Annotated in this window: 7 protein-coding genes; all 7 read left to right on the top strand. The window is 46.4% G+C overall.

All coding sequences use genetic code 11. The annotated features are described in order from the left end of the window. Positions 1 to 84: 84 nt before the first annotated feature. Positions 85 to 396 (top strand): hypothetical protein, encoded by a 312-nt coding sequence (locus tag DXC01_RS08340; protein WP_117547083.1) that lies wholly within the window; start codon positions 85 to 87, stop codon positions 394 to 396. 32 nt (positions 397 to 428) lie between these two features. Next, positions 429 to 2,900 carry a C40 family peptidase gene (locus tag DXC01_RS08335; protein WP_117547084.1) on the top strand — a complete coding sequence of 824 codons (2,472 nt, stop codon included), beginning with the start codon at positions 429 to 431 and terminating at the stop codon, positions 2,898 to 2,900. Between the two features lie 17 nt (positions 2,901 to 2,917). Continuing rightward, a complete protein-coding gene (locus tag DXC01_RS08330; RefSeq protein WP_117494612.1) occupies positions 2,918 to 3,256 on the top strand; it encodes a DUF4315 family protein in 339 nt (112 codons plus the stop codon). Next, positions 3,246 to 3,929: a CD1107 family mobile element protein gene (locus DXC01_RS08325; protein ID WP_117547085.1), complete on the top strand. Its 684-nt coding sequence runs from the start codon at positions 3,246 to 3,248 to the stop codon at positions 3,927 to 3,929. Before DXC01_RS08330 ends, DXC01_RS08325 begins: the two co-directional genes overlap by 11 nt. 90 nt (positions 3,930 to 4,019) lie before the next feature. Beyond that, the gene (locus tag DXC01_RS08320; protein ID WP_117547086.1) at positions 4,020 to 6,116 is read left to right on the top strand and encodes a DNA topoisomerase 3; all 2,097 of its coding nucleotides are present in this window, start codon (positions 4,020 to 4,022) and stop codon (positions 6,114 to 6,116) included. 18 nt (positions 6,117 to 6,134) lie between these two features. After that, on the top strand, positions 6,135 to 14,306 hold the full coding sequence (locus DXC01_RS21445) for a DEAD/DEAH box helicase family protein (protein WP_118698701.1): 8,172 nt from the start codon (positions 6,135 to 6,137) through the stop codon (positions 14,304 to 14,306). Between the two features lie 56 nt (positions 14,307 to 14,362). After that, on the top strand, positions 14,363 to 15,120 hold a 758-nt coding region (locus DXC01_RS08310), incomplete at its 3' end, for an ArdC family protein (protein ID WP_243111577.1).

Raw genomic sequence — 15,120 nt, 5'->3', positions numbered from 1 at the left:
GAAACAAAATAAAACAGAGTAGAGGATGAGCCGGAGGAATACTTCCGGCAATTTTTCTGCCTGGAAATCATGGAGGATTACAAGATGGAAGATTACAGAAACATGGAGAGATGCAGCGGCGAACCTTGCTGCATATTTGCAGAAAGAATCTGTGTAGACAATGAAAAGGAGATTTTGAAAATGGAAAAGGACACAAAGGAAAAAGTGACGGCTGATGAAATGATGGATGACCTTATCTATCTGGCGGAACTGATTGATTTCATGGGAATTACATCTTGTCTGGCTGTAAGGGGAACTTTAAGTGAGCGAATGACAGACAAGCTGACGGATTCCATTGCAGGGATGGCAGATGAAGTGTTGGAGAAATGGGAGGACTATCAGGATAAGACAGAATAACCGGGACAAAGCAGTAAAGGGGATGGTCAAAGTTGCAGGAGCATGAGTATAAGGCGAGAGATAAAACCGTCCAGAAGATGAGCCGGGATGGACTGCGGGAAGAAAACCTCCGGAACAAGGAAGAAAAAAGGATCACCGGGCGGGATACGGATACCGAGATTTTCCGCAGTGAGAAGAAAGAGGAACTGGATTTTAGTAAACGCAGACATGAACGGCTGAAAGAAGAACGGGAGATGGAACAGCCGGAGCAGAGTTCCAGAAAACCCAGATATAGTAGGGAACATGCAGATATATTGGATGATGAACAAGATATAGCAACTGATGCGGATGTAGAAGAGGGGCTTACAGACGATAGCAGCGAGAACCCCAAATCTGCCTTTCGCATAGAGAGTATCCGTGGACAGCCAAGAGGGGAACGGGCATATCTGGAGACAGTTGCAGACAGCCGGGATCTTCGGAAGAAAAAGATGGTCAGGGATTATGCTGCAAAGGAAAGAAGGAAGGAAAAGGAGACTTCCAGAGAAGAAAAAGCAGCCAAAAGAGAATCTGCCCGTTACCGGGAAACTTCCGAAGTGATGGAAGATTCCCTGGATAAGTTCCACGAGGAGATCAAAGGCAAGTCCAAAAGGGAACGGGTGCTGAAGGAACAGCGGAAAAAAGTTTCCCGTCTGTCTTTTGGTGATGAGGGTGACGGCATGGTACATGGTGCCGGGATCGGTATCCGGAATCCGGCATCGGCAGTCAAAGATGCGGCAGTCACAGCAGCACACTGGAAAACGCACGAAGAAGAGGATGAAAATGCGGCAGTGGAAGGGGCACACCGGGCAGAGCTTGTCGGGGAAAGCCTTGCAAGGAAATCCATCTACATGCGGGAACGGCTGAAAGGGCGGAGGGAAGAATCCCGGAGATTAAAAGAAAGCGTCCTGGATGAAGCAGAAAGGAGCAGGCTGATATTTGAGACTGCCTATGGAAATGAAGCGAAGGACGCAGTGAAAAGAGAAGCAGAGAAGAAAAAGAAATCTGCCCTGCAGAAACTCTTTCAGAAGAAGCGTTACCAGAAGCAGTATCAGGCAGCCAGACAGAGTAAAAAAGTAAAGGATGCAGCGATCACTTCCGCACAGAAGTTTACGGAAAAAGCGAAAGATGCGGTCAAGATGGTGATGGCACAGAACCGGGGAATTTTTGCCACGGTAGCAGTCTTTGCCCTGATCTTTGTGCTGATCGCAGCCAGTTTTACCAGCTGTACGGCATCCTTGCAGGGAGCTTCCTCAGCGATCATCTCTACCAGCTATTCCAGTACGGATGAAGATATTTATGCCGCTGAAAATGCGTACCGTGCCTTGGAAGAAGCACTGAATACACAGATCAACCAGATGGAATCCACCCATCCGGATTACGATGAATACCGGTATCAGATTGATGAGATCGGTCATAACCCATATCAGCTGATCTCTTATCTTACGGTAAAATATGGCGGCTTCACTTACGAGGAAGTGGCAGAGGAGATTAAGGAAATCTTCCGACAGCAGTATGGGATCACCACAGACTCTACCAGAGAGACGGTTACGGAAACCAAGACGGTCCGGGTAGGGGAATCCTTGGGACAGGTTGTGACGAGTGGATACTGTAACTGCCCGATCTGCTGTGGGCAGTGGAGTGGCGGACCGACAGCCAGTGGGGCGATGCCGACAGCAAACCATACGATTGCCGTGGATGCAGCGAACCCATTTGTGCCGATCGGAACACATGTAGTCATGAACGGTGTGGAATATGTAGTAGAAGATACTGGAGCGTTTGCAAGATATGGGGTACAGTTCGATGTTTACTATGACAATCATGCGGCGGCATCCGCACATGGACACCAGACATGGGAAGCCTACATAGCAGACAGTAATGGAAGCCAGGAAGTGCAGGTCACGACCACAAAAGAAGTGAACCGCCTGGATGTAACGATGACAAACCACAGCCTGGATGCCGTGTTAAGGAGCCGTATGACAGAGGAAGAACAGGAACGCTACGATGCGTATAACAAATATTACGGCAACCGTGATTATCTGTTTGATCTAAACAGCATACCCACCGGAAGCAGTGGATTTGGTTATGACATACCGGCAGATGCTTTATCTGATCCACAGTTTGCAAAAATGATACAGGAAGCAGAAAAATATCTGGGTGTTCCATATGTATGGGGCGGTTATTCCCCAAGTGGTTTTGACTGTTCCGGTTTTGTGAGCTGGGTTATCAATAACTGTGGAAATGGATGGAATGTCGGAAGATGTACTGCAGATGAGCTGCGGTCACACTGTTCGCAGGTATCTCCATCGGAGGCAAAACCGGGAGATCTGATCTTCTTCCAGGGAACCTATGACACACCGGGAGCAAGCCATGTGGGAATCTATGTCGGCAATAACATGATGATCCACTGTGGCAAGCCTGTCCAGTATACCAGCATTGCAAGTGCTTACTGGCAGGAACATTTTATGGCGTTTGGTCGTCTGCATTAAAGGAGGTGACAGGGCAGATGAACATGAAATTAAAAAAACTTCTGAATGATATTCAGAAAACGGAGGATAAGATTGCTGAATTACAGGAACACCTGAAGCGGCAGAATACATTGAGACAGCAGATGGAAGATATAGAGATCATTAAGTCGTTCCGTTCCATGAAGCTGGACAGCCGCAGCCTGCTTGTCCTACTTGACGGGATTCAGAAAGGAACCGTTACGATCCAGATGGATGAGGACGGTGGTATCACGGTGGAGGATGCAAAAGCTCCGCAGAAAAAGGAAAACAACGCAGAAGTTCACAGACCACCTGTTGGTCAGATGACAGAAAGAGAGGTTTTAGACGATGAGGAATAAAGTGGTAAAGAAACTGCTTATGATTGCCATGGCAGTCACCATGATCTCCGGGACATCCATTGCTACGGTTTATGCAAATGCAAACCCACCGGCAGAGGAGACAACGACACAGGTAGTAGAAGAAACGGCAACAGAATCAACAGAAGATACGGAGAAGAAAGAGGATACCGAAAGGGTCACCGGGGAAGGGGATAATTCTGCTTTTTCTACTCCGGGAAATGCCCAGCTGGTGGATGATAAGGAAAATGATGATACGAAACAGTTCCTTACCATCCAGACCAAGAAGGGAAATACATTTTACATGGTCATTGACCGTTCCAGCAATACAGAAAATGTGTACATGATGTCCCTGGTCGATGAGAATGACCTGGCAGAATTTCTGGATGAGACAGAAAAGAGCAAAGAAACCGAAGAATCAACCGTAGTGATCCCGGAAACCACACCGGAAACTACCCCGGTAGCAGAGGAGGAAACCGAAGTGAAGAAAGAAGAAAAGACAGGAATGAATGTAAAAGGACTTGGAGCAATCGTATTTGCAGCGATTCTTGGAGTGGCAGGTATCGCCGTTTATAAAAAGCATGGACGTGGCAAAGAGGATGACTATGTAAGCGAACAGCTGGAGTTCTCTGACGGACCGTATGTAAATGAAGAAGAGGATGAGGAAGAAGAATAAACTTCCATCTCCAAAGAAGCAACCAAAATAAGGACAGGGGCAGCCAGAGCAGTTTGGCTGCCCTTTTTTCAGAAAGGACAAAAAAAGCGTATGTCAAAATTTTTAGTGATCGCAGAGAAACCAAGTGTGGCACAGAGTTATGCCAAAAATCTGTCAGCTTATAAAAAAAAGGACGGATATTTAGAAGGGGAGAGCTGTATTGTCAGCTGGTGCCTTGGGCATCTGGCAGAGTATGCACAGCCGGAGGAATATGACCCGAAATATGAGAAATGGCAGTTTGATGACCTTCCGATTCTCCCGCAGGTCTGGAAGTTGAAAGTTTACAGAGATAAGAAGAAACAGTTTGATGTGTTAAAAAGCCTGATGAACCGGGCAGATGTGGACTATCTGGTAAATGGCTGTGATGCAGGAAGAGAAGGGGAACTGATCTTCCAGAGAGTGTATGACCTTGCCGGATGCAGGAAACCGGTGAAGCGTTTATGGATCAGTTCCATGGAAGATACGGCAATCCGGACAGGTTTTCAGACAATGAAAGGAGCAGAGGAATACCGGAATATCTGCATGGCTGCGGTATGCAGGGCACAGGCAGACTGGCTGATCGGAATGAACGGAACCAGGGCATATACGACCTGTTATTTTAAACGTCTGGTTGTGGGCAGGGTGCAGACGCCAACGCTTGCCATGCTTGCGGAACGTCAGGATAAGATTGAGCATTTTCAGAAAGAAGCCTTTTATAAAGTAGTACTGACAGACGGAAGGCTTACGGTAGTTTCTGAAAATATTGCAAATGAGGAAGCAGCCGATCTCCTTGCTTCCTTATGTATGGATTCGGAAGCAGTGATTACACAGGTAAAGAGGGAACAAAAGAAAGCGTTTCCTCCCAAACTTTATGATCTGACCAGTCTGCAAAGGGAAGCAAACCGTTACTTTGGCTATACGGCAAAGAAAACACTGGATATGCTGCAGGAATTATATGAAGAAAAGCTGGTCACTTATCCAAGAACGGACAGCCAGTTCGTGACGGAGGATATGAGGGATACCGTAGAGGAACTGGTAGGGAAAATGCCAGTCTTACTTCCGTTCTTGGATTATGGACAGCTGGGACATAACATCACCAGAGTGATTAACAATGCAAAAGTATCCGACCATCATGCGATTCTTCCAACAAAAGAAGCCGTAGAAAAAGGAATCTCTGATCTGACGGCGGACAAAAAGAACCTGATGATGCTGGTCTGCCAGCAGCTGGTGCAGGCAACAGGGGAAGAGTATCAGTATGAGCAGACGGATATTACGGTCAAATGTCAGGGACATGATTTTACCGCCAGAGGAAAAGTGCCGGTGCAGATGGGATTTAAAGCGGCGGGGAATGCCTTTAAGAACCAGTGCGTGAAAGCCAAGCCGGAAGAAGAAACGGAAAAAGAAACTTCCATTCCATATGGATATGAAGAAGGAATGACGCTTTCTCCGGTAAAGGCAGAAAAGACAGTGCATTTTACTTCCCCGCCAAAACCATTCAATGAAGATACCCTCCTTGCCGCTATGGAAACCGCAGGGAATAAAGACTTTGATTCGGAGACAGAGAAGAAAGGACTGGGGACTCCGGCAACCAGGGCAGGTATCATTGAAAAACTGGTTTCTTCCGGCTATGCAGTCAGAAAAGGAAAGAAGATCTTGCCAAGCACAGAGGGCAGGGAACTGGTGAATGTCATGCCGGCTTATCTGAAATCTGCCGCAATGACTGCCGAATGGGAAAATCAGCTTTTAATGATGGAAAAAGGGCAGATCACCGATACACAGTTTATGGGTGAGATCACTTCTTTAGTCGGTAAGATTCTTTCTGTGTGCAGGGAAATACCGGAAACGGAAAGGAGAAGGTTCCAGAAAGCAAGGGAAGTGATCGGTAAGTGTCCGGTCTGCGGCTCTGATGTCTACGAAGGAAAGCAGAATTTTTACTGCTCCAACAGGCAGTGTGATTTTGCCCTTTGGAAAGAAAACCGTTTCTTAGGAAGCATGGAGAAAACACTGGATAAAAAGATGGCAGTGGAGCTTCTTGATAAAGCCTGCACCCATGTAAAAGGGCTGTATTCCAGAAAAAAAGATATAAAGTTTGACGCAGATCTTTTACTGACACTGGAGGACGGAAAGCCAAGGTTCCATCTGGAATTTCCAAAGAAGAAAAAGAAATAAGGCAAGGAGGTAGGCAGTATGTCGAAATTACAGGACATCCGGGAACTGGCACAGGAACATGCGACATTGGTGAGCAGTTCGCCAAGGGACTGGATGGGTTATATGGATACCGCAGCGAGACTATACCGGTATCCTTTTACAGACCAGTTACTGATCCACGCACAGCATCCACAGGCAACCGCCTGTGCGTCCCTGGAACTGTGGAATGAGAAAATGTTCCGCTGGGTAAACCGGGGAGCTAGGGGAATCGCCCTGCTTGACGAGAATGGTCATAATACCAGACTCCGGTATGTGTTTGATATTTCAGATACGCACATGGTGGCAGGCGGAAGAAGCCCTTACCTGTGGCAGATGCAGGAACATCAGCAGGAAGAGATCCTTACCCATCTGGCAGAAGCGTATGGTCTGGAAGAAAAAGATACCGGGAGTTTATCGGATGCGTTGATGGCGGTTGCAAGGGAAATGGTTGCAGACAGTCTGGAAGAATATCTGGACGGCTTGGAATATGCAGCGGAAGGAACCTATCTGGAAGATCTGGATGAAGTTACAATCCGCAGTGATTTCCGCCAGCTTGCAACGGACAGTATATATTATATGCTTTGCAGACGGTGTGGACTGGAACCCATGGAGCTTCTGGAAGAAGAGGATTTTATGCACATCACGGATTATAACCGGCTGTCTGTACTGACCTTTCTTGGAAATGCAGCAAGCCAGATCAGTGAGAGTGTTCTGATCGACATTGGAAGGACAGTACATAAAATTTCTCTGGAAGAAGCCAGAAAAGAGGTTGAAATTTCCAATGAAAGGAATTATAATAACTTTAACACGTTAATGCGTGAAAATAAAAATCGGGACGTAGAAAACAACAAAGAAGAAAATATCGAGAATGAAGGAGGAACCGACTATGGAACTGACATATCATCGCAAGGGGGATTACCTGTTTCCGAACCTGACCGTCGAGGAGGAAGAAGTGACGATAGGGAAATACGGGATGCTTCGGAGGACATTCCTGAAGGAACACAAGAACAGCTTGTATCAGAGCCTGTTCCTGACAGGAAAGCTGAACAGCCATCTGGCAGAGATCGAGAAGGCAGCACAGGAGAGGATGGACAGCCAGATGGAGAAACTGCTGAAGAACCATCCGGCACCGGACAAGGAAGCAGACCCGATGGCCTGGACAGCACATATGAACGCACTGATGGCAACAGCGGAAGAGAGCATCTTGACGGAATTGGTATACAGCTAGTTGAAGATACAAGAGAAGATGGACTGAGCAAAGCAGAGGAAGAAATTGCCTCTGCTTTATCTTTGCCCGAATATCCTACAGCAAATGAACAGAAAAGGCAGATTGGTGAAAGAGTAGCTGCTTTATATGCCGGGGAGATTCCTACTCCGGAAAGTGTTGTGGATGATATTTTACGGACGGGAGGAAACCGGACAGGAAGCCAGCTGCGTATCATCTATAACTTTATGAGTGAACAGTCACCGGGAGAATACACGGAGTTTGTAAAGCGTGAGTATGGAAAAGGCGGCAAAGGTTTTCAGATGGATGGAAGGGAGTATTCCGTCTGGTTTGATGAAACTGGGATGCAGATCGCAGTCGGGCATACGGTGGCAGACCAGATTTTGGATAAAGCCTTTTTATCCTGGAAAGATGTCAGCAGACGTATCCATCAACTTTTAAATCAGGGAGAATATGCCCCGCAGTCTGTATTGGATGTGGCAAGGGACAACGCATTGAAGGAACACGCACAGGCACTTGCTTATATGAAAGGGGATATGGCAGAAGGTGTGGCAGAGATTGTCTTTGATGAAGCAGATCTGCCGCATCTTCGTAGTATTTATCCGGAAATCACGGATTATCTTACTGAAAAACTGCAAGATCCAGGGTGGCTTTCGGATTTGAATGAAAGACTGGAAGCACTGGCAGAAGCCTATGAGACGGACAACTCTCTTATGCGTTTCCATCATTATAATCCGGTCAATATCTCCAGACAGTTCCAGAAGTTTGCAGATGAAGTGATCCCATACCAGGCAAGAGAGGGATTTGCATGGAAAGAACAGCAGATGTTCATTACACAAGACGAGATCGACGCATTTCTTGTCAGAGGTGGGGCGTATTCCGAAGGCAGACTCAGGACATATTCCTTTTATTTGCTGCATGAGGATGAAAGAGCGAGGACAGGTTTTATCAAGGAACAGTATGGGATCGGTGGAAGCAGTCATGCACTGTCTGGTGCGGATGATTCACACGCAAATTATGATGGAAAAGGATTGTTTCTTGCAAGAGGTGCTTATGGAAATCCATATACGTCAGTTTTATTATCTTGGAATAAAGTTGCAAATAGAGTAGCTTATCTGATAAAGAATGACCAGTTCCTGCAGGCAGAAGATTATGCTCGTATGCCGGAATATGAACGGGAACAGATGGCGAACAAGGTACTACGCTTTTATGACCGTCTTCCGGAAGAGATAGACAGACCATTTACGGATGATTTCTTCTGGGAAAAACCAGGAAAAGAAATGGTGGCAGTTTTAGAGAACCCAGAGCAGACAGAAGAACTGTTGCAGAAGATGGATGCAGCATTGGCAGTTCTGCCATTAGATTTTGAGGCATATGGGACAAACTACCAACAGAAAACAGAACTTCTTTCAGAACTTCACCGGTATGCAGAAGGAACCTATACGATTTTCCCGACACCGGAAGCAGAACCGTCTTTTGCGGAACCATCCGGGCACCAGATGACCATGTTTGATTTCTTGGATACGAAGGCAGTGACAGAACCGACCGTAGTAGATATGTCAGATGTGGAGGAAATAGAAGAGGAAGAGGTTACTGCCAAAGAAGATATTCCGGAAAATCAGGAACAGGAAATAACAGAAACTTCTGAGGGACAGGAACAAAAGGAATCAGAAGAAGAGATAACGGTTAAAACAGCAGAAGAACTGGCGGAGTCCTGGGATGAAGGTGTTTTTGAGTATCAGGGGTATCATTTTGAAGCAGTAGGGGTATTGCCGGAAGGAATAGAAGGAAAAGATCTGGTTGCACAGACCCGTTCCAATACAGAACTGCATTTATCGACCTACCATACAGAAGATTTCCCAAAGTATTCTTATGATGATTTTTATGCAGTCAGCAATGCACCAACTGCCGATGTGTTTCGGTGTCTGGAAACCGGACGCAATTATATTCCCGGAGAAAATGAACTGTTTGGATATGAGGGAGAATTTCAACCATATTTAAAACCGGAAGTAGAAGAGATTGTAACAGAACCGCATAACTTTCGGATTCAGGATAATGACCTTGGAGCAGGTGGTCCGAAAGCAAAGTATAAAGCAAATATGGAAGCCATCCATTTATTGCAGACTCTGGAGCAGGAAGAACGTCTGGCAACACCCGAAGAACAGGAAATTTTATCCCGTTATGTTGGCTGGGGTGGCATCCCGCAGGCATTTGAAGAGAATAACAGTAGTTGGACAAATGAGTATCTGGAGTTAAAGAATACCTTATCACCGGAAGAATACAGTGCAGCAAGAGCATCGACCTTAAATGCTTTTTATACATCACCGACCGTGATCCGAAGCATGTATGAAGCACTGGAAAATATGGGACTGAAACAGGGAAATATTCTGGAACCGTCCTGTGGTGTTGGTAACTTTATGGGACTGATCCCGGAGAGTATGAACAAGGCAAAGATGTATGGTGTGGAGCTTGACCCGGTTTCCGGCAGGATTGCAAGGCAGCTTTACCAGAAAAATAAGATTGCCATACAGGGATTTGAGGAAACAGATTACCCGGACAGCTTTTTTGACTGCGTGATCGGGAATGTACCATTTGGGGCATATCAGGTCAGTGACCGCAGATATGACCGCCACCATTTTCTGATCCATGATTACTTTATCGCAAAATCCCTTGACCTGATTCGTCCCGGCGGAGTGGTGGCTGTGGTGACTTCCAGTGGGACGATGGATAAACAAAATCCGGCAGTCCGACAGTACCTTGCAAACCGGGCAGAGTTATTAGGGGCGATCCGCCTTCCAAATAATGCGTTCCAGAGAAATGCCAATACAGGTGTTGTCTCCGATATTTTATTTTTCCAGAAAAGAGACAGGGCTTCCATCGAGGAACCGGACTGGATACATCTGAAGGAAACTGCCGAAGGATATTCGGTCAATGCGTATTTTGCAGAGCATCCGGAAATGGTGCTTGGGGAGTTTACAACGGAGAGTACCCAGTATGGAAAACAGGAAGTAACTGTAAGAGCAAAAGAGGGAGTCACCTTAGAGGAACAGTTAAAGGAAACAGTAAAGCATATCCACGGAACCATTACGGAGCTGGAACTTTCCGATACGGAACTGGAAGAAGATGTGGTGTCCATTCCGGCAGACCTGGAGGTAAAGAATTTCAGTTTTACGGTGGTCAATGAGGAAGTGTATTACCGGGAAAACTCTGTGATGAACCGGATGGAACTCCCGGCGGCAACGACCGAGCGTGTAAAAGGCATGGTAAAGATCCGTGATGCGACGAATGCCCTGATTCAGTGTCAGATGACCGAGGGAAGCGATGAGCAGATCACACAGCTTCAGGGGAAACTCAATGAAGAATACGATACGTTCACAGCAAAGTATGGTCTGCTCAGCAGTAATGCCAATAAAAGGGCATTTAGCCAGGACAGCAGCTATTGTCTTTTAACATCTCTGGAATTTCTGGATGATAAGGGAGAACTGAAACGGAAGGCAGATATTTTTACCAAGAGAACCATCCGCCGGGCAGAAACCGTGACTTCTGTTGATACAGCCAGTGAAGCACTTGCCGTATCTATCGGAGAAAGAGCCGGGGTTGACCTTGCGTATATGTCACAGCTTTCCGGGAAAACGGAAGAGGAACTGACGGAGGAACTTGCAGGAGTCATCTTTAAGAATCCAATCGGTGAAAAATGGGAGCCATCGGATGAGTACCTTTCCGGGAATGTAAGGGAAAAGCTGCGGATTGCGAAACAGTTTGCCGAAAATCATCCGGAATACATTGTAAACGTGCAGTATTTAGAGCAGGTACAGCCCAAAGACCTGGATGCGTCAGAGATTGAGGCAAGGCTTGGTGCAACCTGGATTTCGGAGGACTATATCACACAGTTCATGGCAGAGACATTCCATACACCAAGATATTATGTCGGGGACCGGATCAAAGTCCAGTATGCCGAAGTGACCGGGCAGTGGAATGTCACAGGAAAAAGTATAGACAGCTATGGAAATGCTCTTGTTACTTCTACTTATGGAACACAGAGGGCAAATGCGTACCGTTTGCTGGAAGATGCCTTAAATCTTAGGGATACCAAGATTTATGATACGGTGCAGGATGCGGACGGGGAACACCGGGAATTGAACCGGAAAGAAACGATGCTTGCACAGCAGAAACAGGAATTGATTCGGGAGGAATTTAAGTCCTGGATATTCAAAGACATGCACCGCAGGGAAGATTTATGCCAGATCTATAATGAACGGTTTAACAGTATCCGTCCAAGAGAATACGATGGAAGCCATATCCAGTTTGTAGGTATGAATCCGGAAATCACCCTGATGCCGCACCAGAAAAATGCGGTGGCTCATGTGTTGTATGGGAACAATACTCTGCTGGCCCACTGTGTAGGAGCTGGAAAGACGTTCCAGATGATCGCAGCCGGTATGGAAGCGAAGCGTCTGGGACTGTCACAAAAAAACCTTTATGTCGTGCCGAACCATCTGACGGAACAGTGGGGAAGTGACTTCTTACGCCTTTATCCGGGAGCAAATATCCTGGTTGCTACAAAGAAGGACTTTGAACCGGCAAACCGAAAACGGTTTTGTTCCCGTATTGCGACCGGGGATTACGATGCCGTGATTATCGGGCATACACAATTTGAGAAAATCCCTCTTTCCAGAGAACGGCAGATTGCCATGCTGGAACAGCAGATCGCAGATATTACGTTCTCTATCGAGGAAGCAGGACGGCAGGCAGGGCAGAATTATACGGTCAAACAGCTGGAAAAAACAAAAAAGAGCTTACAGGCAAAGATGAAAAAACTCAATGACCAGACCAGAAAGGATGATGTTGTGACATTTGAACAGCTGGGAGTAGACAGGCTGTTTGTGGATGAGAGCCATTCATTCAAGAACCTTTTTTTATATACAAAAATGCGGAACGTGGCAGGAATTTCCCAGACCGATGCACAGAAAAGTTCGGATATGTTTATGAAGTGCAGATACATGGATGAACTGACCGGCGGCAGGGGGATCACTTTTGCGACAGGTACTCCCGTGTCAAATAGTATGACAGAACTTTACACTATCATGCGTTATCTCCAGTATGACACACTCATGCGTATGGGCATGGGACATTTTGATTCCTGGGCGGCAACGTTCGGGGAGACAGTGACCGCAATCGAATTATCACCGGAAGGAACGGGCTATCGTGCGAAAACACGGTTTGCCCGTTTTTTTAATCTTCCGGAGCTGATCTCCATATTTAAGGAAGCTGCGGACATCCAGACATCGGATATGCTGAACCTTCCTGTACCGGAAGCAGAGTTTATCAACGAAGTCTTAAAACCAAGCGAGGAACAGCAGGAAATGGTCGGGGCATTTTCGGAACGTGCGGAAAGCGTAAGGGCAGGCTTAGTGAATCCAACCGAGGATAACATGCTGAAGATCACGAACGATGGAAGAAAATGTGCCCTTGACCAGAGATTATTAAATGAACTTCTTCCGGACGATGAAACAGGCAAGGTCAATACCTGCGTAAAAAATGCGTATCAGGTATGGGAGGAAGGAAAAGCAGACCGTACAACACAGCTAATCTTCTGTGACCTGTCCACACCGAAAGAGGATGGCAGTTTCAATGTGTACGATGATGTGCGGGAGAAGCTGGTTGCCAGAGGTGTACCGAAAGAGGAAGTTGCTTTTATCCATGAATATAACACGGAAGCAAAAAAAGCTGACCTTTTTGCAAAGGTAAGAGCCGGGCAGGTGAGAATCCTGATGGGTTCCACACCGAAACTTGGTGCCGGTACTAATGTGCAGGACCGATTGATTGCCTTGCACCATCTGGACTGCCCGTGGAAGCCGTCCGATCTGGAACAGCAGGAAGGTCGAATCTTACGACAGGGAAACCAGAATGAGAAGGTAAAGATCTTCCGGTACGTTACGGAAAATACATTTGATGCGTACATGTGGCAGATTCTGGAGAACAAGCAGAAGTTCATCAGCCAGATCATGACCAGTAAATCCCCGGTCAGGGCCTGTGAAGATGTGGATGATACGGCACTTTCCTATGCCGAGATCAAGGCACTTGCCACAGGAAATCCGTATATCAAGGAAAAGATGGATCTGGATGTGCAGGTCAGTAAATTAAAGCTCTTAAAGGCGAACCATACCAGTCAGATCTACCGCTTGGAATCCGATATTGCAAAGAATTTCCCAGTACAGATCAGTGCATTGAAGGAACGGATTGCCGGGATGCAGGCAGACTTGCAGGTCATAAAAAGCGTGGATTTACAGGACAATGATGCTTTTGTTATGAACGTAGGGAATGTCAATTATGCAGATAAAAAGGAGGCAGGGGAAGCGTTACTTGCAGCCTGTGCAGGATTAAAGACAGTCAGTACCGGCGGCAAAGTCGGGGAGTATCATGGATTTCGTCTGTCAGCAACGTTTAATGCATTCACCCATACATTTGAACTGACGGTCAAAGGAAAATGTTCCTATAAGCTGGAGATTGGAAAAGACCCCGCAGGAAATATCCAGCGTATTCACAATGCTTTTTCTTCTATCGAGAAAAAGTTGGCAGAGAGTGAGCAGAAACTGGAAACGGTACAACAGCAGCTTGCGACTGCACAGGAAGAAGTGAAAAAGCCGTTTCCAAAAGAGGCAGAACTGAATGAAAAGATGGAACGGTTATCGGAGTTAAATTCCCTGTTAAATATGGACGAGAAGGGAAATGAAACCATCATGGCAGATGAAGATATTGGCAGGGAAGCGAGTGCGGAAAGCAATAAGAGAGAATCTGTGGGAGAACGGGAACTGCCGGAAATCGCAGATAACATACATAAGCCTTCCATCGTAGACCGTCTGAAGCAGGAGAAAGCACAGCAAAACGCACTACAACAGCCGACTGTACAGAAGCCGGCAAAGAAGAAACACGAGCAGGAGTTATAAAAGTTTTCCCGTCAGAGGGTTCTCTGGCGGGAAACATCCAAAAGGAGGATTTTTATATGGCAAATAATATAGAGAAACAGTTAAAGGAAATATCGGAACGTCTGGAACAGGGCGTAAAGGAGATTTTTACTTCGGAACGGTATACGGAATATCTGAATACCATGTCCAAGTTTCATAATTACAGTTTTAATAACACCCTTCTGATCACCATGCAGAAACCGGAGGCTACTCTGGTGGCAGGGTATCAGGCATGGCAGAAGAAGTTTAACCGCCATGTAAAGAGAGGGGAAAAAGGAATCCAGATCATCGCACCGGCACCCATCCGTGAGAAACAGGAGATTGAAAAGATTGACCCGGTGACCAAAGAGCCGGTGATCGGGGATGACGGTCAGCCGGAAACAGAGATTGTTGAGATGGTCATTCCAAGGTTCCGTGTGACAACAGTATTTGATGTCAGCCAGACAGAGGGAGAACCGATTGCAGAGCTGGAAGTACCGGAACTTACCGGGAGCGTACAGTTTTATGACACGTTCATGGAAGCATTGCAGAACATTTCCCCTGTGCCAATCCGCATGATGGAGATAGAAGGGGAAGCAAAGGGGTATTATCATCAGACAGAAAAATATATCGCAATTCAGGAAAATATGAGTAATCTCCAGACCATGAAAACCGGAGTCCATGAAGTAAGCCACGCATTGCTGCATGACCGGGAGGTAATGGATGCGGAAGGGATTTTAAAAGACCGGACAACCAAAGAAGTAGAAGCATTATACCCATGTTTTTATAATGTTGATCTTTTAAATTATTTTCCATA

Source organism: Blautia sp. OM07-19, assembly GCF_003481595.1.
Classification (GTDB): domain Bacteria; phylum Bacillota; class Clostridia; order Lachnospirales; family Lachnospiraceae; genus Blautia_A; species Blautia_A intestinihominis.
The sequence above is the reverse complement of the archived record's forward strand: the minus strand, read 5'-3'. Positions and strand labels throughout refer to the sequence as shown.